This window comes from Streptomyces sp. NPDC047515, assembly GCF_040643055.1.
In the GTDB taxonomy this organism is placed as follows: domain Bacteria; phylum Actinomycetota; class Actinomycetes; order Streptomycetales; family Streptomycetaceae; genus Streptomyces.
On record NZ_JBEYTM010000010.1, the window covers coordinates 21,672 to 44,615 of the forward strand.

The following is a 22,944-nucleotide window of genomic DNA, read 5'->3' on the forward strand; positions in this document are numbered from 1 at the left end:
GCCCAGGATCGGGTTCAGTCCCGCTCGGTCCACCACGGCCGGTTTCCGGAGGGGCTTCGCAGTGCGTTGGTCGCGCAGTGCACCTCGCCGCCGACGGTGCCCCGGTGGTGCGAGTAGGCCCAGTCCTCCACCCAGGAGATGCGCGTGCCGGTCCGGCGCAGGGCCTTCTCGGCAGCCTGCTCGAAGACGTCCCGGCCGCCCGCCTTCGGCGCGTGCTGGCGGGGCGCCAGATAGAACCCGGTGCCGGTGCTGACGCCGTTGGCCGCGCCGGGCAGGTAGTTGGCGACCACGTCCTGGCGCGGATACCCGGCGGGCACGTCGAGCCGGTTGAAGAGGGCGGGGACACGCACGATGTCACGATCCGTCAGCCCGGCCCGATCACGCAGGGTGCGCAGGGCGGCGTCGATGCCCTGCCTGGCGATCTCGGTGCCACGGGTCAGGGACGGCTTGCGCAGCGCGTCGGCGACCGTGAGACCGGGGTCCTCGGTGTCCTTCGCGGCGATCCCGCGGACCAGCGCCCGACCGCCCCCGCCGTGCTCCGCGAGGTCGCTCAGCAGGTTCCGGCCGAGGTCGGGGTCGGCGACGACCGCCGCCCAGCCCCGGGCATTCCGGGCCGGGACGAAGGACAGGAACTCGTCGATGTGGCCGACCCCCAGCCAGCTGGTGTCCACTGCTACCGGCCGCTGGTAGCCCTGCGCGGCGAGCATCCGGGTGAAGGAGGCGTCCGGGGATTCCTTGTCCCCGGTCCCGCCGTAGATGACCCGCCCGACCGGGTAGCGGTGGCCACGCCAGGTGTACGGCGGGAGGGTGCCGAAGTTTCCGGTGGAGCTGAAGGAGCCGTAGTACTGGCTGTCCTCGCCGCCGACGCGCCGGGGGTCGTACTGCTGGAGCACTCCCGTACCGGGGCCGCGGAGCAGCGGAAAAGCGCTTCGCGAGGCGTCCCTCAGCGGGAACGCGCGTGTGGCCGTGCCCGGCATCACGTCCGCGGACCGCACGATGACGGTGACGCGGTGCTCCCGGCCGCCGGGAGCGGGGATGGAGGCGTAGGCGGTTTTGAACAAGTCCTGCATCCAGATGTCACCGCCCGTGGGGTAGTTGTACAGCGGGGCGGGCAGTCCGGCCCGGTCGAGGCCGCGTCGCAGGTCGCGGCGGAATGCGGCTTCCCCGGGTTGTACGGGGCGTGGCTGTGCGGCGGGGTCGTAGCGCTTGCCGCGCTCCACCTCGGCCGGCTCGGTGGTGTGATCGGCCGTCATCATGCTTCGTATCGGCATCAGGTCGTGCTCGAACACCAGCGGCGCGACCCGGAGCCGTACCCGGTCCTCGGTGGTGTCGCCACCGCGGTCGACCCTCAGGACGAGGTCGGTGAAGCCAGTCCACTGCTCGGGGTCGCGTACGAAGTCCCGTGCCTCGACGCCCAGCGGGACGCCGTGGCGCAGTTCGCCGGTGGTCAGCCGGCCGCCGGGCTCCAGCAGGACCATGCGGCCATGGCGCTCGGCGAAGATCCGGACGTGGTCCCGGGAGGCCGGGTCGGCGGCGACGGTGGCGGTGGTTCCGGCCTCGGCGCGCGGATCGGCGGTGATGCGCACGGGGGCCAGGTCGGCCAGGTCGGCCGCGCCGTCGACGACGGTGTTCGCGGCGTCGTTGCAGGCCGCGAGGCGGTCATCGGGCAACCGCGCGTCTGAGGGGCCCACGGTGGGGCAGCGCCGCTGGTCGTCGTCCACGTTGGGCAGCATCAGCGCACCGCGGTCGCGGGTCCACGCGTCCTTGCCGGGGTCGTCGTCGGCGGTGACCCGGCCGTCCCGGTTCGTGTCCGCCCGGATAGCCGGTCCGAGCGGCGCGGCGTGCGCCGGATGCCCCGGAATCGTCGCGGACGCGACCGTGAGCAGGGCCGCGCCGAGTACGCCCGCGCTCGCGGGCACCAGACGGCGGCGCCGGTGGCGCGGGCGCCCGACGGGGCGGGAGCCGGGGGTGGGCAGGGAGCTTTCGTCGTCCATGGACCCACCCTCGGCGAGGGGCCGAACGCCGGGCATCCACCGGATGGCCGGTTCCTGTCAGGTGGACGGGAACCGTCTCATCCTTTCGGCGGGGTTGCCGGACCGCGTCGGACCCGATCAGAGGCCGCCCGACAGGCTCTCAGTCGCGGCGGGGGCCGATGACGGTGTTCCCGTCGTGCACGGTGATCGCCTGGGCCGGGCAGATGTCCGCCGCGTCCAGGACCCGCTCGTCCGGCTCGATGCCGTCCGCCCGCACCCGGGCGTGCTCGCCGTCCAGCGCGAACACCTCGGGAACGGTCCCGGCGCACATGCCCGACGCCTGGCAGAGCTGTGGATCGACGCGTACGTTCCAGGTCATGGCTCTCACCATCCGACCGGCATGACGCGCGGGCCGCGTACCAGCATCTCGGACTTCCACGTCACATCGCCCGCCAACCGGAGCCCCGGGAAACGGGTGATGAGTGCGATCAGCGCCTCCTGGAGTTCCAGCCGGGCGAGCGGGGCGCCCAGGCAGTGGTGGACCCCGTGGCCGAAGCCGAGGTGCTGGTTGCCCTCGCGGGTGATGTCGAGCACGCCCGGGGCGGTGAACCGCAGCGCGTCGCGGTTGGCGGCACCGGTGGCGACCAGGACCGGGCTGCCCGCCCGGACGAGGGTGCCGCCGACCTCGATGTCCTCGGTGGCATAGCGGGGCTGACCGGCACCGCTGCCCAGCGGCACGAAGCGCAGCAGCTCCTCCACCGCGTCCGGGACGAGCTCGGGCTCGGCCCTGAGCCTGGCCAGCTGGTCCGGGTGGTCCAGCAGGGTCAGGACGAAGTTGGGGATCTGGGACGCGGTGGTCTCGTGGCCCGCCACCAGGATGCCCACGCACAGATCGACGAGTTCGAGCTCGGAGAGCCGGTCGCCGCCGTCGCGGGCCTCGATGAGTGCCGTCATCAGGTCGTCCTGCGGGGACCTGCGGTGCTGGGCGATCAACTCGGCCATGTAAGCGCGCAGTTCCTCCCGGCTGGCGTCGAACTCCTCGGCCGTGAGGGAAGTGGTCGACAGCGCCGCGTCGCTCCATACGCGAAAGAGCGGACGGTCCTCGGTGGGCACGCCCAGCATCCGGCAGATCACCGCGACCGGCAGCGGCAGCGCGTAGAGGTCGACCAGGTCCGCGGGCGGCCCGGCCGCCTCCAGGTCGTCGAGGAGGCTCGCGGTCAGCTCCTTGACCTGGGGCCGCAGCTTCTCGATCTGGCGGACGGTGAAGGCCTTGGCGACCAGGGAACGCAGCCGGGTGTGGTCGGGCGGATCCATGCTGAGGATGCCGCTGTCGCGCCGCCCCTCGGACTGCCGGGGCTCGTCGTGCGCGATGCCCTCGGCGCGGCTGAAGCGCTGGTCGCCCAGGACGAGCCGGGCATCGGCATAGCGGGTGACGAGCCAGGCCGGTTCGCCGTACGCCATCTGGACCCGTAACAGGCCCGGCTGGTCGCGTACGCGCTCGTACTCGTCCGCGAGCTGGAGCCCGTCGGCGGTGTTGAAGGGGTAGGCAAGGGGAGCGATGTCTGCTTTCGTCACTGCGGCCTCCGATATGTAAGCAGCTGCTTACAAAGGTAGGAGTGGCACCACCCGCAGTCAACGACCCTTTACGGCCGTTATCCTGACGGGCCGCCCGAGAGGAAATCGCTCATGGATTCCGCCCCCGCACCCCCGTCCGGAGAGCGCCGCCGGGACGCCGCGGCCACGCGCCGCCGGCTGCTGGAGGCGGCCCGCGACCTGTTCGCGGAACGGGGTTACGAAGGGACGACCGTCCGGAGCATCGCGGAACGGGCCGGTGCCAATCAGGCGCTGCTGTTCCGGTATTTCGGGTCCAAGCAGGGACTGCTCGCGCAGGTGATCGCTCAGGGCGGACTGGAGCAGTTGCGGGCGACCCCGCCCGAGGAGCTCTTCGAGACCGCCCTGCGCTCGATGCTGACCCGCAGCGCGGACGGGACGGGGGACCGGTCTCTTGAGGTCTACCTGCGCTCCATAGGACGAGGCGACGAGGCGGCCGGGACCTTGCGGGAACTGGGCGAGGAATACCAGGGCGCGCTGGCCGGGCTCTCCGGCACCGGGGACGGCGCCCTGCGCGCGGATCTCGCCATGGCCTGGCTGCTCGGCATCGGCCTGATGCGGACGGTCGTGCACCGCGAACCCCTGGCCGGTGCCGAACCGGACGACGTCTGCCGCCTCGTGCTCGGCACGCTCGCCCACCTCTGGTCGGCGCCGGAGTAGCGGTTCCGCGACACGCTTCAGGTGAGATCGAACGGAGCCGGGGCGTGGCCCTCCCAGATCCGGCGCGAGAGCTCTTCGGGGTAGGGCAGGGTCTTCGATTCCGCGTCCAGGACGCGGGTGAGGGGCCGGTCGGGTCGGAAGGCGGCCCATCCGGGGTCACCTGTGGTGGCGAAACGGACCCACGCCTGCTGGAGTTCCCGCGACACCGCGAAGACCTCGGGAGTGGGAGGGTCGCCGACGAGTCCCCGGCCGGAGGGGCTGTCCAGCGTGCCGAACGCCAGGGGGACGTCGAGGCTGTGGCACGCGCCCAGGACTCCTCCGAGGGCCGGAGAGGCCAGTCGCAGCTCGAACAGGAACGAGGTGCCGCCCGCCGTGGTGTTCGCCTCGGCCAACCGAAGTGAAGGCATCCGGAAGAGTGCGTCGGAGTACACCGATTCCAGCAGTTCCTCCGGGGTGGCCCGCGGATGGGCGGCGCGGTAGGCGTCCGCGCCGCCCGGGGCCGGGGCGAACAGGGCCAGGGCGCTACGGGCGTCCTGCTCGGTGAACTGGCCCAGCCGTCCGCTCATGACGCTGAACAGCCGGAACTCGTCGCGGGTATGGCCGACGAGGAGGTCGACTCCGCTCGCGCGGCCACTGGCCAGTGCGGGCCAGGGTGTTTCGGAGAGGACGTCCCCGTCGACGACGGGGCATATGGCGACACCGGTCCGGGAGAGCCGTCCCCAGCTCTCGTGATGGTCGGAGAGTTCGGCGCCGAGCGAGGAGAGCTCCTCGGCCAGGCGCAGGGGTTCCACGGCGGAGAGGGCCGCGGCGGTGGGCGCCGTGCCGAGCCGGTCCGCGAGCGCGGCGGTGACCTGTTCCGCCAGTGCGCGGGTGCAGTGATTGCCCGGCACCGAGTGGGTGATGGCCCGTCGGAACAGGCCGCGCACCGGCTTCATCGTCAGCAGGGCGGCGATCGATCCCGCCGCGGCGGACTGTCCGGCCACGGTGACGTGGCCGGGGTCGCCCCCGAAGGAGGCGATGTTCCGCCGCACCCAGTGCAGGGCCGCGATCTGGTCGAGGAATCCTGTGAGCGTTCGCGTCCCGACGCGGCGTGAACCCCGTCGTGGAGCTGCGTCCGGGCCCGGGGCTCAAGTCCCCGGGCCCGGAGGTGTGTGCGGAGGGATCAGCGGTGACGGCGCTCGAAGGCGGCGAAGGCCGTCTCCTGACGCCACTGCGTGGCCGCCTTCGGGTTGTCGGCGAGGTAGCGGGCACAGCGCGCGCTCGGGCGGTCGGCGCCGAGCCGGTCGTTGCGGCAGGCGGAAACCGGCTGATAGGCGGAGGGTGCGGAGTTGGTGGCCCACAGGCTCCGGCCGCCGCGGAACGCGTACTCCAGCGAGGCGCGGGCCAGGTCCTTCAGCTCGGTGTAGCGGAGGCCGTACGTCTTGGCGGCGTACTGGTACTCATGGCTGATGTCGATCCGCGAGACCCCCGGGTCGTCGGTGGCCAGGACCACCGGGACGCCGTAGTGGCGGTACGCGTTGAACGGGTGGTCGGCGCCCGCGATGCCGAGGATCTGCTTGTTGCTGGAGAACGGCACCTCGACCGCCACCTTGCGCCGCGCCATCGTCCGGGCCAGCTGCCGCCAGTCGTTCTCGTGGACCAGGTCCACGCCGTGTCCGATGCGCTCGGCCCCGGCGACGAGTACGGCCTCGCGGATGTGGAACGTCAGGTCCTGGGGCTTGACCAGGCCGGGGGCCAGCTCACCGGCGTGCAGGGTGAGGTGGGCGCCCGGGTACTGGCCGTGCAGGTACTTCAGCATCCGCATCTGGAGGCTGTAGTCGGCCAGAGCGCTCTCCCCGTCCTCGGGCTGCACGAGGTTGACCGCGACGAACCTCGGGTCGCGTTCGGCGAGTCGCATGCCGACCGCGATCTGTGTGAACACCCGCGCCGGGGAACTGCCCCGGGACACCTGGGAGATCCACCTGACGGGCAGTCGGCAGCCCGGGTCGGGGCGGCGGGTGTCGCAGTGCGCGGCCACCCGGAACTGGGCGTTGGCGTCATTGGCCTCCTTGACCGCGTCGTTCACGACCCGGTCGAGCTGCCCGCCGGCCAGGAGCTTGCGGTGGAAGGCGGCGAAGTCGGGGTCGTAACCCACGGTGTCGGCCAGCTTCTTGGCGCTGTCCGACGCGGGGGTGACCATGGTCTCCAGATAGAACTGGTTCTGCTCCACCACGGTGTCGGCCACATCGGCGAGCAGCTTGCCCCGGTCCCAGGTCGCCAGGCCGAACTTGCCGAAGGTGTCGAAGAAGTGGTCGTGCCCGGACTGGTTGGACGGGAAGTCCTGCATGGACCAGGCCCGGACGATCTGCCGGCGGAAGGCGGCATAGGTCCGCGCGTCGGCGGCGGGCCTCGTGCCCGGCCCGCACGGCGGCGCGACAGCCGTCATCGTCGCGTCGATGCAGAGCCCCTTCTCGCCCGCGAGCTTGATCAGGAACTCGGTCCTCGCCGCCCCCGACAGGTGGTTGTGGAGGTCGCCGCCCTTCGGCAGCGCCTTGAAGAAGGCCCTCAGCCTCTCGGGCCTGTTCCGCAACGAGTCGAGGTACGCGGCGGTCCTGCGCTCGGCCCGGGTCACCGCGCGGGGCGACGCGTACGCGGCGGGCCGGGCCGAGGGGTCCTTCACGGGTGCGGAGGCGGGTGCGGCCGTGGCCGGGATCGCCGGAAGCAGCGCGAGTACGGCGAGTGCGCCGAGCCCGGCCGGGAGCAGGGACTTGGGACGGTGGACCGTCCGGTTCGATGAGATCACCGCCGAATGATTGCGCTCGGGGAGTCCGTTTCTCACCCAAACCGCGTCTATGGCCGGAAACCTCCACCCGATCGAGTGGGCGAGCGGGTGCTGCCCTCCGACTCTTCCGGGAGCTGTCTCCCGGGAAGAGTCGGGGGCTTCTCCCAGCGCGCGGCAGTGGAATCGCAGGCAATGATCTCTCTCAAGTGGTCATACACAAGTGGAGGGGTAGCGGCATGGCTAGGCACCGGAAACGGATCAGTCGACGGGTACTGCTGGCGATGGCGGCGGTCGCGACGGGAGTGGTCCTCACCCCTGTGGCGGTCCAGGCGGCCACGGCCGACACGGCCGGCAGGGGGCAGAACCCGGTCCGCGCACTGGAGCAGGCGGCACACCCGCTGCGCTCGACCGAGCCCGGGGGGAACACGGCCGACCTGCGAGCCCTGGGCTCGATGATCGGCGACGCCAAGGTGGTCGGCCTCGGCGAGGCCACCCACGGCTCCCACGAGTTCTTCACCATGAAGGAGCGAGTCTTCCGCCACCTCGTCGAGAAGAAGGGCTTCACCACCTTCGCCCTGGAGCTGAGCTGGTCCGCAGGACTCCAGATCGACGACTATCTCCAGACCGGCAAGGGCGACGCCCGCGAGATCGCCGAGGAGACGCTCACCAACTCACCCTGGGATCGCGAGGAGTTCGTCAGCCTCATCGAGTGGATGCGGGACTACAACCGCCACCACCCCGACCGCACCGTCCACTTCATGGGTGACGACATCGGCGCCCCCGCACTGAGCGACGAGTTCTTCGGCCGGGTGACCGGCTACGTGCAGAAGAACCACCCGGAGGCGCTGCCGCGGCTCAACGAGCTCTACACCGGCCTGCGCCCGATCGACGACGTCTTCGCCTACCTGGGCAAGCCGCTCGCGGAACGGCAGCAGCTCGCCGCCAAGGCACAGCAGGCCCTGGAGCTGGTCAGCGGTCTGAAGGGCTCCGGCGGTGAAGCGTTCGACTGGGCCGAGCAGAACGCCCGGTCCGTCGCCCAGACCGCCAAGTTCCTCACCCTGAACCCGGACGACCCGGAGTCGAACGCCGCCTCCCAGCGCTTCCGCGACGAGGTGATGGCCCAGAACGTCTCCTGGTGGCAGCAGCGCACCGGCCAGAAGGTGCTGCTCTCCGCACACAACGACCATGTCGCCTACGTCGCCAGCGATCCCGAGACGTACTCCAAGACGCAGGGGTCGTTCCTGCGCGACACGATGGGCAAGAACTACCTCCCCATCGGCTTCACCTTCAACCAGGGCTCTTTCCTGTCGAAGGACGCCGCGCTGGGCGGCGAGTGGAAGAAATTCACCGTTCCAGCCGCCGAGCCCGACCGGAACGAGGCCACCCTCGACCAGGTCCGCTACCGGGACTTCTACCTCGACACCCGCACCGCCCCGGCTGCCGCGCGCGACTGGCTGAACACCGCCCGGCCCACGCTCAACGTCGGCACGCTGTTCCCCGAGGAGCCGCGCGACACCGCGCTCGCCAAGGCCTACGACGTCCTCATCCACCTCCACGAGGTCAGGGAGGCCGACAAGCTGAAGCCGTGACAGCCTGGTTCCGGCCCCGGCGCGAGCCGTCCGACACCACCCGACCTGCGGGGAGGCCGGCCGTGCGGCGGGCCTCTCCACAGCGGGAAGCCTTCTCAGGCGTGCTTGAGGTCCGCGATGAAGGAGGTCCAGGCAGCGGCCCGGAACACGAGCGTGGGGCCCTCGGTCGCCTTGGAGTCACGCACGGGGACGATGCCGGGGTGGCCGTCGGCCACTTCGAGGCAGTCGCCGCCGTCGCCGCCGCTGTATGTGGACTTGCGCCACGTCGCAACTTCGAGGCAGTCGCCGCCGCTGCCGCCGCTGTAGGAGGACTTGTGCCAGGGCGCTGCGGACAGGTCGTAGTCAGTGCTGAGCTTCATGGGCGTAATCCTCCGCCACCGACTCGATCAGAGCCAGGGACAATTCTGGTGACAATGCACTGGCCACCACCAGATCGTAGGTCAGTTCGTGGTGCCTGACGGTTGCCGGTTCATCGTGCAAGGTCCCTGTGCCCAGGCTCTGGAGGTAGGCGAGCGGCGGTGCGTCCTCGAAGGACATCAACTTGAGCTGGCCGGTCATGGCCGCGTGGGCGCCCGCACCGAACGGCAACACCTGCACGATGATCCGGTGTTCGCGGGCCAGCTTCAGGATGTGGCGGAGGCTCTCGGCCATCACTGCCGGGCCACCGACCCGGCGGCGTAACACCGCCTCGTCCAGAACCGCCCAGAACAAGGGCGTTGTTGGATCGGCCAGAAGTTGCGCCCGTTCCAGTCGCGCTGCGAGCAGATCGTTGATGGCACCTTCCGTAGCCGTCGGCTGGTACGCCCGGAACACCGCCCTCGCATATCCCTCCGTCTGCAGTAGCCCCGGAATGAGCAGTGGCGCGTACTCCTTGATCGTCTTCGCCGCGGCCTCCGCCTCGGCCGCCTCCGCGAAGTGATCCGGATACTTCGACTTCTTCAGGGCGGCGCAGTTGCGCACGAAGAACCCGTCCGCGTGCAGGATCTCGTCCAGTTTCTGGGCCTGGTCCATCTGCATCCGGCGTGTGCCGGACTCCAGTTGTCCGATGAAGGAGCCGCTGACGAACAAGGGCAGGCCCAGGTCCCCCTGGGAGAGGCCCGCGCCCTCCCTTCGGTGGCGGAGTTCGGCGCCGAGCAGGGCGCGCGGAGAGGAGGAGGGGTCGAGCTTTTTGGGGCCAGGCATGACAACTCCCTGTGACACACGTGCGGTTGTTGGCTCTGCGCCTCTTCCAGGCTATCCGCGCGTTGGACACGCTGGGTATGCATTGTCATTACTCAGCGTGGAAAGGGATGGATCATGACGACGATGGAACGGCGCAGGGCGACAGAGGGAAGAGTGCGGGCTGCGGAGGACGCGGTGGCGCGGTTGAAGGAGGGTCTTTCCGGGTTCGGGATCACGCTGCCCTCGCTGCGGATCGACCCGGTGTCGTGCGCGGGGAACGAACCCGCGTCGCCGTTGGTCGACCTCGGTCGGTGCAACCTGGACACGGCGCTGCGGCTGAGCGCGGCGCTGGAGACGCGGAGGCAGGCCGGTCATGACGGGTGAGGTGCTTGAGCCGTCCGGGCCGGAGCCCGGGTCGTTCGCGGTGGACACCCGGGACGGGCGGGTGGGGCGTGTGATGGGGCGCGTCGGGCCGTATGTGCAGCTGCGTCCGCCGGGCGGTGGCCCCGAGTGGGACTGCCCGCCGGAGGCGGTGCGCCCCGCCCCCCTCGGGGAGGTGCTGCGGGCGCGGGTCAGGGAGATCAACCGGGAGGGGCGGCTGCCGTGACGGCGTCGGGGGGATCAGGGCCGACACGACGGTGAGCGCGGGAAGGGCGACACCTCGGACGGGGTGCCGCCCTTGGTTCAGGCCTGCGGGACCCGTTCTGCCGCTGTGCGGGAAGCGGGCTTCGCGCACGGGCCCCGCCGCCCCGAGGGCGGCACCTCTTTTTCGGTGTCGTAAGCGCGCGGCCGCGCCCTGCGGGCGGGGTCGCGCCGGGCACGCGGTCAGGAAAAGTTCAGGGAAGCCCTGTCAGCGTGCCGTTCCATGACGACCGAAACGAACGGCGCCGCCGGGGCGACCGACACCGACCGCACCGCCGGCGCGAACGGCGCCCGTGGCGCGGCCGGCAGGCATGCGCCGGGTACGCGCTCCCGCGCACGGCAGATGCTCAACAAGGTCCCGGAAGTGACCGTCTACTTCTGGGTGATCAAGGTGCTGTGCACCACCGTGGGGGAGACCGCGGCCGATCTGCTCAACGACAACCTGGCCATGGGGCTGACCAACACCTCGTACCTGATGAGCGCGCTGCTGGTGCTCACCCTCGTTCTCCAGTTCCGGGCGCGCGCGTATGTGCCGAGCCTGTACTGGCTGTCCGTGGTCCTGATCAGCGTGGTCGGCACGCTGATCAGCGACAACCTGACCGACAACCTCGGCGTTCCGCTCCAGACCACGACCGTGGTGTTCGCGGTGGCGCTCGCCGTCACGTTCTTCGCCTGGTACGCGAGTGAGCGGACGCTGTCCATCCACACCATCCGCACGACGCGCCGCGAGACGTTCTACTGGCTGGCGATCCTGTTCACCTTCGCGCTGGGCACGTCCGCGGGCGACCTCACGGCGGAGAAGCTGAACCTGGGGTACTGGCTCTCCGCGGTCGTGTTCGCCGCGCTGATCGCGGCTGTGGCGCTCGCGCACCGCACGCTGGACTTCAACGCGGTGTGGTCGTTCTGGATCGCGTACGTCCTGACCAGGCCGCTCGGCGCCTCGCTGGGCGACTATCTGTCGCAGCCCACCGCGGACGGCGGGCTGGGGCTGGGCACGGTCGGCACCAGCATCCTGTTCCTCGTGGTCATCCTCGGCCTGGTCGTCTTCCTGACCCGGACCCGGCGCGATGTGGCGCGGGACGGTGCCGTTGACACGGCCGGCGCACGGGAAGTCAGCCCGCGGGAAGGGTGACGATGAAGCGTGCGCCGGGGGCCGCGGCATCCAGTGCGATTCGCCGCCCGCGGCCCTGGCCAGTCGGCGGGCCAGGGCCAGGCCGAGACCCGCGCCGTCGTGTCCGTCCTCCGGGCGGGCGCGACGGCCGGGTTCGAAGAGCGAGGCGACGAAGTCCGGCGGGACGCCGGGGCCGTCGTCGCCGACGTGGACCGTGACCTCGCCCGCGCCCGCCGCGCAGGTGAGGGTGATCGTGTGGGCGGCGTAGCGGCGGGCGTTGTCCAGGAGCGGCGTCAGGATGCGCTCGGCGACGTCCTGCGAGACGCCGATGCTCACGTCCGGTGCGGTGGCGTGTTTCCGCCCCTTGCTCTGCCGCGAGGCGTTTCTCATGCTGCTCGATCGTGTGGGGAGCGGTCGGGGGTCTCGCCGTTGGGTCCGGCTGCCCACGTGATGATCGCGGCGGCTCCCGCGCGCCATGGTTCGCTGAAGTAAATGTAACTGCCCCGAGCTGAGCTGTTCGCGTTGTTCATGACAATTCGTGCTGCGTGCGATCCGCGGCGCAACGGGGAGTCGGGCCGTCTCGCCGAGGCGCAGGGAAGTCCTGTTCATCGCTCCTGGGACGGAGGCGGGGTCTCGAAGCGGTAGCCCACACCTCGGACCGTGCTGATGGTCTGCGGGCTGTCCGCCTCGCGGAGCTTGCGGCGCAGGCGGGTCAGGTACTGGTCCAGGGTGTTGTCGCTGACCTGGGCTCCCTCGGGCCAGCCGGCCCGCAGCAGGGCCCGGCGGCGCACCACGCTCCCGGGGCCCGACATCAGGCACGCCAACAGGCGGAACTCGGTCGGAGTCAGCGCCACGGGCCAGCCGTGGACCGTCAGCTCGTGCTTCATCGGGTTCAGCCGCATCGAGCCCGCGCTGTCGGCGAGGGCGCTGTCGTGGTGACCGGTGCGGTTCAGGACCGCGCGGACGCGGGCCGCGAGCTCACTGAGGTGGAACGGCTTCACCAGGTAGTCGTCGCCGCCGGAGGCGAACCCGGAGAGCCGGTCGGTGAGATCGCCCCGCGCGGTCAGGAAGATCACCGGAACGGTGACCCCCGCACCACGCATCGCCTGGCACACATCGCGCCCGTCGGAATCCGGCAGTCCCACATCGAGCACGACCGCGTGCACCGACTCGTCGACGGTCTTGAGGGCGGTCGCGCCGTCGACGGCGGTCACGACGTCGAAGTCCTCGTCGCGCAGGCCGCGGGCCAGGACATCGCGCAGGCCGTGGTCGTCCTCGACGACGAGAATGCGTGCAGCGGTCACCCGGCCAGTATGGCGCGGGCCGGATCCGTTCGGCGGGGCCGAGGGCCCGGAAGGGCGCCGCCCCGGCCGGGACTCCGCCCTTCCGGCATGCCCGGCCGGCCCGCCCCACGGCGCCGGGACTCCTCGTACGGGCTTTCGAGGCCCAGGGGCAGAAGCAGGAGCCGGGCAGGAAGGGGCACAGCCACTCGCCTTCGCGCGCCTGAAGACCGGGACCGGACGGACGGCGGAGGGTCGCTGCGTACGTCACACGATCGTGGGACGCTGATGGGAGCGGCGAACTGCCGCGGAACCGTCGATCTACGCTCCTTTGACAGGCCACAGGAGAAGGGACCCGCGATGACTGCCGCGATGGTCGAGAACGACCAGGCCTCTGAGGGCCGCCCGTGGGACTACCTGCTGCAGACATGGCGTGAACTGGACGTGCCCGAGGGGTGGCGCGCCGAGATCGACGAAGGGCAGATCGTCTTGGTACCTCCGCCTCATGCGCATCACAACGGAATCGCCGAAATGGTGCAGCATCGTCTCTACCGGGTACTTCCCGAGGAGCTGGGCATCTACCAGACCCTCGGCGTGCACGTTGCGCCACTTGAGAAGCTGTACGTCCCTGACCTTGTGATCATGGAGCGCGAGCTGATCATGGCCGCCGATCCCGAGACCAGCGACCCGATGGACGCGTCGGAAGCTCTGCTCGTCGTCGAGATCACATCCAGGGGAAACGCCCGGGAGGACCAGACGAAGAAGTACCGCGCCTATGCGCGTGCGGGTGTGCCGATGTACCTGCTGATCGACCGCTTCGACACCCGTGGGGCGATGGCCACGCTGTTCACGGAACCGAGTGAGGACGGGACGTACAAGCAGTCCGACCCGGTGCCGTTCGGGAAGCCCCTCACGTTGCCGGAGCCGTTCGGTACGACGCTCCTCACAGGGGATTTCCCGGTCTGAGACGCCGTGGGCATGGATGAGGGGTGGTACCCGCGCTGCGGGTACCACCCCTCATCCATGTATCGGGCTCAGACCCCGGCCGGTTCCTTCGCCGGGGTGTCGGGGCCGGGAGCCGGTGACGTCGGGCCGTCCGTTGCCGCGACCGTGGAGGCCGCCGGTTCCCGGGAGACGTTGAACTCCGTCAGCAGGTCCTTGCCGAAGCCGAAGAAGTACGTTGCGAGGAACCCGGCGAGGTAGCCGACCAGCAGGCCTCCCGCGTAGATCGCGATCGTGGTGCCGAGGCCGTGGTTGCCGTCGAGGAGGGGGAACAGCGCCCAGCCGGACGGGCCGATGGCCGTGGAGCCGACCTTGTCACCGAGCTGGTTGAACAGGCCGATGAAGCCGCCGCCGAACGCACCGCCCACGCAGGCCGTGATGAAGGGGCGGCCCAGCGGGAGGCTGACACCGTAGATCAGTGGTTCGCCGACGCCCAGCAGACCGGCCGGGAGTGCGGACTTGATCGTCCGGCGGATCGACTCGTTGCGGGGGAGGCGGAAGTAGACCGCCACGGCCGCGCCGACCTGGCCGGCGCCCGCCATCGCGAGGATCGGCAGCAGCACGGTGTAGCCCTGCTGCTCGATCAGGGTGGTGTGGATCGGGATGAGCGCCTGGTGCAGGCCCAGCATCACCAGGGGCAGGAAGAGACCGCCGAGCACGAAGCCCGCGCCCGCGCCGCCGTTGGAGAGCAGCCAGTCGGCGAACGTGCCGATGGCGGTGGAGACCTCACCGGCCACGTACATCAGTCCGAAGATCGTCACCAGGCCGGAGACCAGCACCGTGAGCGTCGGGGTGACCAGGACGTCCAGCGCCTCGGGCACCCAGCGGCGGCACCACTTCTCCACGTACACCGCGAGCACCGCCGCACCGAGTGCGCCCAGCACACCGCCCTGGCCTGGGGAGAGCTTCTGGCCGAACGCCTCGATGTTCGCGACGCCCGGGAAGACGATGATCGCGGCGACGGCACCGCCCAGGATCGGCGTACCGCCGAACTCCTTCGCCGTGTTGAAGCCGACGAAGACGGCGATCAGCGCCATGAAGCCGGACGCCATCGCGGCGAGGGCGGGCGTGACCGAGGTCAGCCAGCCCAGGTTTACCAGCAGGCCGTTGAGGCCGGCGATGATGCCGCAGCCGATGAGCGCCGGGATCAGCGGCACGAAGATGTTCGCGATCCTGCGCAGGAAGAGCTTGAACGGGGTGGCGTTCTTCGCCTTCCGCGCCGCCTTCATCGCGGCGCCCTGGGCGGCCAGTTCATCCGCCGAAGCGGAAGCGGAGGCGGAGGTGGAGGTGGAGCCTTCGGGGTGGGCGGCGGTTGCGGTCGAGGCCGGTTCCGGTGCGGCCTCCCTGCCCTCCTCCACCAGCTGCTCGAACTCCGGCGTGACCCGGGCGACGGTGCCCGGCCCGAGGACGATCTGGTACGTGTCGTCCTCGACCACGCCCATGACGGCGGGTATCGCCTTCAGGGCCTCGTCGTCGACGAGCGAGCGGTCGCGCAGGCCCAGCCGGAGCCGGGTCATGCAGTGGGCGATGGAGCTGACGTTCGCGGCGCCACCGACGAGCGGAAGGATCGCGGCGGCGGTGGCGCGGTTCTTGTCTTCTGTTGCCATGGTGCGTGGTGCCTTGCTGTGCGGGGGTGCGGGGGTGGAGCCGGTGGGTCAGGTGGTGGTGCGGGGGGCGGCGGCGAGGGCGGCGCGGAGATGGCCGTCGGACGCGGTCAGCAGGGTGGCGGCCGTGGGGCCGTCGACCTGGCCGAGGATGGTGAGGATGGCGTTCTTCACCTCGCCGTCGGTCGCGGCGAGAGCGGCCTCGATCTCCTCGTCGGACGCCCCGGTGGCGAGCGAGACGATCCGGCGGGAGCGGGCGCGCAGCTTCTCGTTGGAGGCGCGGACGTCGACCATCAGGTTCCCGTACGTCTTGCCGAGCCGGATCATCGTGATCGTCGAGAGCATGTTGAGGACGAGCTTCTGGGCCGTACCCGCCTTGAGCCGGGTGGAGCCGGTGAGCAGCTCCGGGCCGACGACGACCTCGATGCCGTGTTCGGCCGCGGCGCCCAGTGCGGAGTCCGCGTTGCAGGACAGCCCGATGGTCAGCGCGCCCTTGGCGCGGGCGTGCTCGACGGCCCCGATCGCGTACGGCGTCCGGCCGGAGGCGGAGATGCCGACCACGGTGTCGTCGTCGGTGAGGTCCAGGGCGTCGAGGTCGGCGGCGGCCAGCTCCTTGCTGTCCTCGGCGCCCTCGACGGCCTTGACCATGGCGGACGGGCCGCCCGCGATCAGGCCGATGACCTCGGAGGGGTCGGTGTTGAAGGTGGGCGGGCACTCGCTGGCGTCGAGCACGCCGAGCCGGCCGGCGGTGCCGGCGCCCGCGTAGATCAACCGCCCGCCGCGGGCCATGCGCTCCGCGGTGCCGTCGATCGCGGCGGCTATCTCGGGGAGCCGGGCGCCGACGGCGGCCGGGACGGACCGGTCCTCGCCGTTCATGATCCGGGCGATCTCAAGCGTGTCCAGACGGTCGATCTCGGCGAGCTCGGGCCGAAACGCCTCGGTGGTGAGCGTTTCGAGCTGGGCGCGCAGCTCCCCGTATCCGTCGGGGGAGCTGGTGTCGGCGTCGGTGGTGGAGGTCATGGAGGGCAGCTCTGCTTTCTCGATCTCGTACGGTTCAGCGGGTGCGGGTTCGGGTGCGGGTGCGGTGCGTGCGGTCGGTTCGCTTCGAGGCCAGAGGGCCGGAGGGGCCGGAGAGGTCAGCGGGGGCGCGGGGTGTGGCGGTGGGCCAGCGCCTCGTAGGAGGCGGCGAGCGCCGGTGCGGCCGTTTCGTACGTGCGCTGCGCGACGCCTATGAACAGGCAGTCGACGACGAGCAGCTGGCTCGTACGGCTCGACATGGCGGCGGGCCGCAGCTCGCTCTCCCGGGCGGTGGACGTGGTCAGCACGTGGTCGGCGTACTGCGTCACCGGGCCGTCGGGGCGGCCGGTGATCGCGATCGTCGTCGCACCTCGGTCGAACGCGACCCGCAGTGGCTCGATGACATCGACGGTGGAGCCGGAGTGCGTGATCGCGATGGCCACATCGCCGGAGCGGAGCTGCACGGCGTTGGTCACCGCGAGGTGCGGGTCCGTGTGGGAGTGCGCGATCAGGCCGATACGGGACAGCTTCTGCGCCAGGTCCTGGCCGACGAGGGAGGAGGCGCCCACACCGTAGATGTCGATGCGCCGGGCGGTGGCGGCGGCGGCCACGGCGGCACCGAGCTGGACGGTGTCGAGTCCCGCGGCCGTGTCGGCGAGGGTCTGCTGTTCGTCGTAGGCCAGCTTGGCGACCACGTCGGCGATCGGGTCGTCGACCGCTATGTCGGCGGTGACGGAGGGGGCCCGGCCCGACTGCTGGTGCGCGGCGAGCCCGGCGAGGGCCAGGCGCAGATCGCGGTAGCCGGGATAGCCGAGGAGACGGGCCGTGCGGACCACGGTCGCCTCGCTGGTGCCGGTGAGCTCGGCGAGACCGGTGACCGTGAGGGCGGCGCAGCCTGCGGGGTCGCCGGCGACGGCCTCGGCGACACGCTGCATGGAGCGGGTCATGGACGGCGCGAGCGTACGCACCTTGGCCGCGAGAGCCGCCGGGGCGGGCGGGGAATCAGCGCTGAAACTTTCCTTCAGGTCATGGGTCACCTTTGAAAGATATTTTCAACCCGGTTGCCCGTCAACCCCCCTTTGGTCCCTACCTTTGATGGCACTGTCCGGCCGTGCCGCCGACAGCCCCTCCGCCGGCAATTCCGGCGGCTTCCGGACTGCCCCGGGCGGTGCTTCCGACAGCGCGGAAAGGGCGGGAGCGGGCGCGAGAAGCGGGTTCGCGGGCAGGGTGACAATGGGCCCATGGAGATGAACCCCCTGGAACAGGCGTTGCACACGGCCCGCGCGCTGGTCATGGCCGATCTCGCCGCAGGTGATGTCGCCGAGGCCGGGATCGTCTCGCTGGTCGAGGATGCCGTGACCCACCGCCGCTGGTGGGTCGAACAATGGCCGGACGGCGCCGCGTTCGTGGTCGGCCTCGTCGCTCAGGACGTGCAGGACGCCCTGCTCGAACGGTACGGGCGGTGGCCGCTCTGCCCGGTCTGCGACGCGGGCGACCCGCACGCCCTGGACGTCGAACCGGAACTGGGCCCGGATCCGCACTGGGTGTGCACCAAGGCCGCCGTCGCCGTCGCACCGGTCGGTTCGCTGGGCGGGATACTGCGGCGGTGACGGTCTACATCGACCCTCCGGACTGGCCGGGTCACGGGCGACTCTGGTCGCACCTGGTCAGTGATGCCTCCTTCGAGGAGCTGCACGCCTTCGCGGCGTCCATCGGCTGCCCGCCCCACGCGTTCGAGCGGGATCACTACGACGTACCGGAATCGCGGTACGTGGACGCGGTACGGGCAGGGGCCCGGCAGATCGGTTCGAAGGAGCTCGTCCGCCGGATCACGGAGGCCGGGCTCCGGCGCCCCAAGGGGCGCCCGGCGCCGGCCCTCCGTGATGCGGCACCGGACTCGGTTGACCAGCCGTCAGCTCGCAGCCTTGGCTGAGACCTCCGCAGCTGCCCCGGACGACGCGGCGGCCGGCGCCCCGGTCACCCGTCGCGACCTGCCCCCGCCGTGCAGCCGCAGCGAGAGCAGCACGGCCGCCAGTGCCACCACCGTCATCGCCGCCCCCGCCCATGCCGTCGCCGCGAAACCGAAGTCCGCGTCGATCACCGTGCCGCCCAGCCAGGGGCCGCCCGTGTTGCCGAGGTTGAACGCGGCCGTCGTCGTCGCACCGGCCAGCGTCGGGGCGGCGCCCGCGACATTGAACATCCGGGCGTTCAGCGCCGGGGCCGTGTAGAACGCCGACACCCCCAGCAGGAACGAGAGCCCGACCGCGGCGACCTGGTTCGACGCGAACAGCGCCAGCGCGACCAGGAAGACCGTCGAGGCCGCGATTCCGCTCATCAGCACTCCGAAGAGATGCGCGTCCGCGACCCGGCCGCCGATCGTCGTACCGACCAGCGCGCCGATCCCGAACAGTGCGAGCACGGTCGGCACCCAGCCCGAGTCCAGCCCGGCGACGTCCGTCAGCAGCGGGGCCAGATAACTGAACGCGCAGAAGACACCGCCCGCCGCGAGCGCGGTGATCACGATCGACAGCCACACCTGCCGGTCCCGGTAGATGCTCGTCTCCTGCTTCAGCCGCGGCTTCTGCTCCGGCAGCGGGATCCGCGGAATCAGCGTCGCCACCCCGACCAGCGCCACGGCGGACGCCGCACCCACGGCCCAGAAGGCCGACCGCCAGCCGAGGTTCTCACCGAGAAAGGCGCCCAGGGGCACACCCAGCACATTGGCGATCGACAGGCCGCCGATCATCACGGCCATCGCGCGGGCGCGTGCGTTCACCGGCACCATCGCGATGGCGACCGCGGCCCCCACCGCCCAGAAGCCGGCGCAGGCGAAGGCGCTCACGACACGGGAGGCGAAGAGCACTTCGTACGTCGGGGCCAGCGCGCCCGCCACCTGGCCGAGTCCGAAGACGGAGATCAGCGCGATCAGTGTGGTGCGGCGGGGCAGCCGGAGCGTGGCCACGGCGAGCAGCGGGGCGCCGATCACCATGCCGATCGCGAAGGCGGATATGAGGAGTCCGGCCCGGGGAATGGACACGTTCATGTCGTCGGCGATGGGCGGCAGCAGCCCGGAGAGCATGAACTCGCTGGTGCCCAGCGCGAAGACGGAGAGGCCGAGAATGTACACGGCAAGTGGCATGCGTGAGCGGTGAGCGGCAGAGTCGGGCATGACAACTGCCAACAGCGGTCGACGGCGTCGCATTCCCGACGCTGCCGCCGCACCGCGTTGCTCAGTGACCGAGCAGCTCCCATTCGGTCAGCAGATTCTGCCGCGCCCGCGGTTCCCACCGCTCCACCCCGTACGGCGTGCGGAACAGCCGCGGCAGTCCGAGCAGCTGGCGCAGCACCGTCGCCCGCCCCGCGCGGAACGCCTCGTCGGGCACGAAGGCGTACTCCTCCCGCACCTGCGCCGCGTAGGCCGCGTACTCCTTCGGGGGCGCCGCCAGGATGGCCAGATCAGCGTCGCACAGCACCTCGCCGTCGGTGTCGCCGTCCGCCGGATCGTGCGTGACGGTGAGCCGGACGAGCCGGGCGACCTCGGTCGTGACGTCGGCCGGTACGCCCGCCTCCGGCAGAGCGCGTTCGGCGAGGGCGGCGCTGCGCTCCTCGTTCTCGGAGCGGTCGGGCCGGTAGACCGCGTCGTGGAACCAGGCGGCGAGGCGCACGGCGTTCGCATCGGCCGCGTGAGCGGCGAGCGTGTCGATGCGGTCGAGCACCGCGACCAAGTGCGCGGTGGTGTGGTACCGCCGCTGCGGCTCGGCCCAGCGCGCCAGCAGATTGTCGGCGTACGGCACCGGATCGGGCTCGGACGCCCCGCCCCGCGCCCCGACGAGCGCCTCCCGCCAGCGGTCCCGGAGAGCGGCATCGGTACTGCCCGCCTCGTGGCCACTGCTTCCGCTTCCGCTGCTTCCGCTGCCGCGCGAGCTGTCGGTCATGGGACGACCCTAAGGGCTGCGGATGCCGGTGAGGCCTGCGGAGGCGGCGAGCTGACGGGGCGGCAGTCGGAGCGCCAGGAAGCGGCCGGCCGATCCGCGCCGCTTCCACGACACTCGGATCGTTGAACCATCGCCGGCGTGTGCCCGTGATCGACCGGGGGTCACCCGGTCGTCGGTGTCGTGCACGAAACCGCACTCGCGGGCGCGGCACAGGCGGTGCCGGGAACCCGGGTGCGGTTCGTGCGGGTGGGCCGAGGTCGGCCCCCGTCGCGGTGGGCGGCTTGCTACGCCGCCGCCTTGAACCCCCGCAGCCGCAGCGAGTTGCCGACCACGAAGACCGACGAGAACGCCATCGCGGCGCCCGCGATCATCGGGTTGAGCAGTCCGGCCGCGGCGAGCGGCAGGGCGGCCACGTTGTAGGCGAAGGCCCAGAAGAGGTTCGTACGGATGGTGCCCAGCGTCCGGCGGGAGAGGCGGATGGCGTCCGCCGCGGCCCGCAGGTCCCCGCGTACCAGCGTCAGGTCGCCGGCCTCGATCGCGGCGTCCGTACCCGTACCCATCGCCAGGCCCAGATCGGCCTGGGCGAGGGCCGCGGCGTCGTTGACGCCGTCACCGACCATGGCGACCGAGCGGCCCTGGGCCTGGAGTTCCTTGACGACGTCGACCTTGTCCTCCGGCATGACCTCCGCGTACACCTTCTCGATCCCGACCTCGGCCGCGACCGCCTCGGCCACCGCCCGGTTGTCACCGGTGAGCAGGATCGGGGTCAGCCCCAGGGCCCGCAGCCGCCGAATGGCCTCCGCGCTGGTGTCCTTCACCGCGTCGGCGACTTCGAGGACCGCCCGCGCCTCGCCGTCCCAGGCGACCGCGATGGCCGTCCGGCCGGCGGCCTCCGCCGCGGCCTTGTGCCGGGCCAGCTCCACCGGCAGGTGGATCTCCCACTCGGCGAGCAGCTGCTCCCGGCCGACGAGGACGGCGTGCCCCTCGACGACACCCTGCACGCCGAGCCCCGCGATGTTGGCGAAGTCCTCGTGGGTGGGCAGGGCGGCGCCGGTGCGCTCGGCGGCCCCGGCGGCGACGGCCCGGGCGATGGGGTGCTCCGAGGAGTGCTCCAGGGCGCCCGCGAGCCGCAGCACGTCGCGCTCGTCGGTACCGTCCGCCGTGTGGACGTCCAGCAGGGTCATCCGGCCGGTGGTGACCGTGCCCGTCTTGTCGAGGACGATCGTGTCGACGCGGCGGGTGCTCTCCAGGACCTCCGGTCCCTTGATCAGGATGCCGAGCTGGGCGCCGCGCCCGGTGCCGACCATGAGGGCGGTGGGAGTGGCGAGGCCCAGGGCGCAGGGGCAGGCGATGATCAGTACGGCGACGGCGGCCGTGAACGCGGCGGTCAGGCCCGCGCCGTTGCCGAGCCAGAAGCCGAGCGTGCCGAGTGCGAGGGCGATGACGACGGGGACGAAGACGGCCGAGATCCGGTCCGCGAGACGCTGGGCCGCCGCCTTGCCGTTCTGCGCGTCCTCGACGAGCTTCGCCATCCGGGCCAGCTGGGTGTCGGCGCCGATCCGGGTGGCCTCGACGACGAGCCGGCCGCCCGCGTTGAGCGTGGCGCCGGTGACGGAGTCGCCGACGGAGACCTCCACCGGTACGGACTCGCCGGTGAGCATCGACGCGTCCACGGCCGACGCGCCCTCCACGACGGTGCCGTCGGTGGCGATCTTCTCGCCGGGCCGGACCAGGAACCGGTCCCCGACCTGGAGGTCGGCGGTCGGCACGGTCACCTCGCGGCCGCCGCGCAGCACGGTCACCTCCTTGGCGCCGAGCTCCAGCAGCGCCTTGAGGGCGGCGCCCGCCTTCCGTTTGGAGCGGGCCTCGAAGTAGCGCCCGGCCAGGATGAAGGCGGTGACGCCAGCGGCGGCCTCCAGATAGATGTTGCCCGCGCCGTCGCTCCGGCCGATGGTCAGCTCGAAGGGGTGCGTCATGCCGGTCATCCCGGCGGTGCCGAAGAACAGCGCCCACAGCGACCAGAGGAACGCGGCCGAGGTGCCGACCGAGATCAGCGTGTCCATCGTCGCCGCGCCGTGCCTGGCGTTGGTGAACGCGGCCCTGTGGAACGGCCATGCGGCGTACGTGACGACGGGGGCCGTCAGGGTCAGCGACAGCCACTGCCAGTAGTCGAACTGGAGCGCCGGAACCATCGCCATCGCGATCACCGGCACGGCGAGCGCGACGGCGGTGATCAGCCGCTGCCGCAGCGGCCGCAGCTCGGCGGCCGCCGCCTCGGGGACGTCGGCCTCGGTGGGCGCCGGGGGCGCGGGCTCGTGCGCGGTGTAGCCGGTCTTCTCGACGGTGGCGATCAGGTCCTGTACGGAGACGTCCTCGCCCCGGTAGCTGACCTTGGCCTTCTCGGTGGCGTAATTGACGGTGGCCTCGACGCCGTCCATCCGGTTGAGCTTCTTCTCGATACGGGCCGCGCAGGAGGCGCACGTCATGCCGCCGATCGCGAGCTCGACCTCTGCGGTGGTGCCGGTGGCTGTGCCGGAGCCGGTGCCGGTTGTGGCGGTGTGCGCGGACACGATGTCCTCCCTGGCGGAGACGTTTTAT

The 22,944-nt window shown here is 71.3% G+C and carries 22 protein-coding genes and 2 pseudogenes; 9 read left to right on the forward strand and 15 right to left on the reverse strand.

The window, feature by feature from the left end; genetic code table 11:
• Positions 1-14: 14 nt before the first annotated feature.
• The 3 genes from ABZ826_RS11015 to ABZ826_RS11025 all read right to left on the reverse strand — a co-directional run bounded on the left by ABZ826_RS11015 (position 15) and on the right by ABZ826_RS11025 (position 3,548).
• Positions 15-1,994, reverse strand: a complete 1,980-nt coding sequence (locus ABZ826_RS11015) for a protein-arginine deiminase family protein (protein ID WP_361445558.1) — start codon at positions 1,992-1,994, stop codon at positions 15-17.
• A 139-nt stretch (positions 1,995-2,133) separates the two neighbouring features.
• Positions 2,134-2,352 carry a ferredoxin gene (locus ABZ826_RS11020; protein ID WP_361445561.1) on the reverse strand — a complete coding sequence of 73 codons (219 nt, stop codon included), beginning with the start codon at positions 2,350-2,352 and terminating at the stop codon, positions 2,134-2,136.
• 5 nt (positions 2,353-2,357) lie between these two features.
• On the reverse strand, positions 2,358-3,548 hold the full coding sequence (locus ABZ826_RS11025) for a cytochrome P450 (RefSeq protein ID WP_361445566.1): 1,191 nt from the start codon (positions 3,546-3,548) through the stop codon (positions 2,358-2,360).
• Positions 3,549-3,659: 111 nt separating this feature from the next.
• On the opposite strand from ABZ826_RS11025, the gene ABZ826_RS11030 reads away from it, so the two are divergent.
• Positions 3,660-4,244, forward strand: a complete 585-nt coding sequence (locus ABZ826_RS11030; RefSeq protein ID WP_361445569.1) for a TetR family transcriptional regulator — start codon at positions 3,660-3,662, stop codon at positions 4,242-4,244.
• A gap of 17 nt (positions 4,245-4,261) precedes the next feature.
• Here the strand turns inward: ABZ826_RS11030 and ABZ826_RS11035 are convergent, their stop codons facing one another.
• Positions 4,262-5,275 carry a carboxylesterase family protein gene (locus tag ABZ826_RS11035; protein WP_361445572.1) on the reverse strand — a complete coding sequence of 338 codons (1,014 nt, stop codon included), beginning with the start codon at positions 5,273-5,275 and terminating at the stop codon, positions 4,262-4,264.
• Positions 5,276-5,406: 131 nt separating this feature from the next.
• On the reverse strand, positions 5,407-7,026 hold the full coding sequence (locus ABZ826_RS11040) for an adenosine deaminase (RefSeq protein WP_361445575.1): 1,620 nt from the start codon (positions 7,024-7,026) through the stop codon (positions 5,407-5,409).
• A 215-nt stretch (positions 7,027-7,241) separates the two neighbouring features.
• On the opposite strand from ABZ826_RS11040, the gene ABZ826_RS11045 reads away from it, so the two are divergent.
• Complete coding sequence (locus tag ABZ826_RS11045; protein ID WP_361445578.1) at positions 7,242-8,594, forward strand: erythromycin esterase family protein; 1,353 nt, start codon at positions 7,242-7,244, stop codon at positions 8,592-8,594.
• Between the two features lie 95 nt (positions 8,595-8,689).
• On the opposite strand, the gene ABZ826_RS11050 is transcribed toward ABZ826_RS11045, so the two are convergent.
• A complete protein-coding gene (locus tag ABZ826_RS11050) occupies positions 8,690-8,953 on the reverse strand; it encodes a DUF397 domain-containing protein (protein WP_361445581.1) in 264 nt (87 codons plus the stop codon).
• A complete protein-coding gene (locus ABZ826_RS11055) occupies positions 8,937-9,776 on the reverse strand; it encodes a helix-turn-helix transcriptional regulator (protein ID WP_361445584.1) in 840 nt (279 codons plus the stop codon). Before ABZ826_RS11055 ends, ABZ826_RS11050 begins: the two co-directional genes overlap by 17 nt.
• A 114-nt stretch (positions 9,777-9,890) precedes the next feature.
• Here ABZ826_RS11055 and ABZ826_RS11060 point away from each other — a divergent pair, with 114 nt between their 5' ends.
• From ABZ826_RS11060 to ABZ826_RS11070, 3 genes are all read left to right on the forward strand, one after another.
• A complete protein-coding gene (locus ABZ826_RS11060; RefSeq protein WP_361445587.1) occupies positions 9,891-10,139 on the forward strand; it encodes a hypothetical protein in 249 nt (82 codons plus the stop codon).
• A complete protein-coding gene (locus ABZ826_RS11065) occupies positions 10,129-10,362 on the forward strand; it encodes a hypothetical protein (RefSeq protein ID WP_361445590.1) in 234 nt (77 codons plus the stop codon). The genes ABZ826_RS11060 and ABZ826_RS11065 overlap by 11 nt, the downstream gene beginning before the upstream one ends.
• A gap of 378 nt (positions 10,363-10,740) precedes the next feature.
• Positions 10,741-11,529 (forward strand): hypothetical protein, encoded by a 789-nt coding sequence (locus tag ABZ826_RS11070; protein ID WP_361446024.1) that lies wholly within the window; start codon positions 10,741-10,743, stop codon positions 11,527-11,529.
• Positions 11,530-11,619: 90 nt separating this feature from the next.
• Here the strand turns inward: ABZ826_RS11070 and ABZ826_RS11075 are convergent.
• Positions 11,620-12,117, reverse strand: a pseudogene (locus tag ABZ826_RS11075) (ATP-binding protein); the annotation flags it as partial.
• Positions 12,114-12,812, reverse strand: coding sequence for a response regulator transcription factor (locus ABZ826_RS11080; protein WP_361445593.1), 699 nt, complete (start codon positions 12,810-12,812; stop codon positions 12,114-12,116). The gene ABZ826_RS11080 and the pseudogene ABZ826_RS11075, both read right to left, overlap by 4 nt.
• 336 nt (positions 12,813-13,148) lie before the next feature.
• Between ABZ826_RS11080 and ABZ826_RS11085 the strand changes: the two genes are divergently transcribed.
• Entirely contained in the window at positions 13,149-13,754 is a 606-nt protein-coding gene (locus tag ABZ826_RS11085) for a Uma2 family endonuclease (RefSeq protein ID WP_361446026.1), read from the forward strand.
• Positions 13,755-13,822: 68 nt separating this feature from the next.
• On the opposite strand, the gene ABZ826_RS11090 is transcribed toward ABZ826_RS11085, so the two are convergent.
• The 3 genes from ABZ826_RS11090 to ABZ826_RS11100 all read right to left on the reverse strand — a co-directional run bounded on the left by ABZ826_RS11090 (position 13,823) and on the right by ABZ826_RS11100 (position 17,448).
• A complete protein-coding gene (locus ABZ826_RS11090) occupies positions 13,823-15,397 on the reverse strand; it encodes a PTS transporter subunit EIIC (protein WP_361445596.1) in 1,575 nt (524 codons plus the stop codon).
• Between the two features lie 48 nt (positions 15,398-15,445).
• Complete coding sequence (gene murQ / locus ABZ826_RS11095) at positions 15,446-16,414, reverse strand: N-acetylmuramic acid 6-phosphate etherase (protein WP_361445599.1); 969 nt, start codon at positions 16,412-16,414, stop codon at positions 15,446-15,448.
• Between the two features lie 116 nt (positions 16,415-16,530).
• Entirely contained in the window at positions 16,531-17,448 is a 918-nt protein-coding gene (locus ABZ826_RS11100) for a MurR/RpiR family transcriptional regulator (protein ID WP_361445602.1), read from the reverse strand.
• Between the two features lie 204 nt (positions 17,449-17,652).
• Here ABZ826_RS11100 and ABZ826_RS11105 point away from each other — a divergent pair, with 204 nt between their 5' ends.
• Together ABZ826_RS11105 and ABZ826_RS11110 are read left to right on the forward strand one after the other, a co-directional pair.
• Entirely contained in the window at positions 17,653-18,021 is a 369-nt protein-coding gene (locus ABZ826_RS11105) for a hypothetical protein (RefSeq protein WP_351075214.1), read from the forward strand.
• The gene (locus ABZ826_RS11110; protein ID WP_361445605.1) at positions 18,018-18,344 is read left to right on the forward strand and encodes a DUF4031 domain-containing protein; all 327 of its coding nucleotides are present in this window, start codon (positions 18,018-18,020) and stop codon (positions 18,342-18,344) included. The genes ABZ826_RS11105 and ABZ826_RS11110 overlap by 4 nt, the downstream gene beginning before the upstream one ends.
• Here the strand turns inward: ABZ826_RS11110 and ABZ826_RS11115 are convergent.
• Positions 18,324-19,550 carry a Cmx/CmrA family chloramphenicol efflux MFS transporter gene (locus ABZ826_RS11115; RefSeq protein WP_361445608.1) on the reverse strand — a complete coding sequence of 409 codons (1,227 nt, stop codon included), beginning with the start codon at positions 19,548-19,550 and terminating at the stop codon, positions 18,324-18,326. The genes ABZ826_RS11110 and ABZ826_RS11115 overlap by 21 nt on opposite strands.
• Positions 19,551-19,641: 91 nt before the next feature.
• Entirely contained in the window at positions 19,642-20,346 is a 705-nt protein-coding gene (locus ABZ826_RS11120; protein ID WP_361445611.1) for a hypothetical protein, read from the reverse strand.
• Between the two features lie 153 nt (positions 20,347-20,499).
• On the opposite strand from ABZ826_RS11120, the pseudogene ABZ826_RS11125 reads away from it, so the two are divergent.
• Positions 20,500-20,592: pseudogene (locus ABZ826_RS11125) on the forward strand (allophanate hydrolase subunit 2 family protein); the annotation flags it as partial.
• A gap of 38 nt (positions 20,593-20,630) precedes the next feature.
• On the opposite strand, the gene ABZ826_RS11130 reads toward ABZ826_RS11125, so the two are convergent.
• Positions 20,631-22,916 carry a heavy metal translocating P-type ATPase gene (locus ABZ826_RS11130; protein ID WP_361445614.1) on the reverse strand — a complete coding sequence of 762 codons (2,286 nt, stop codon included), beginning with the start codon at positions 22,914-22,916 and terminating at the stop codon, positions 20,631-20,633.
• Positions 22,917-22,944: the final 28 nt, after the last annotated feature.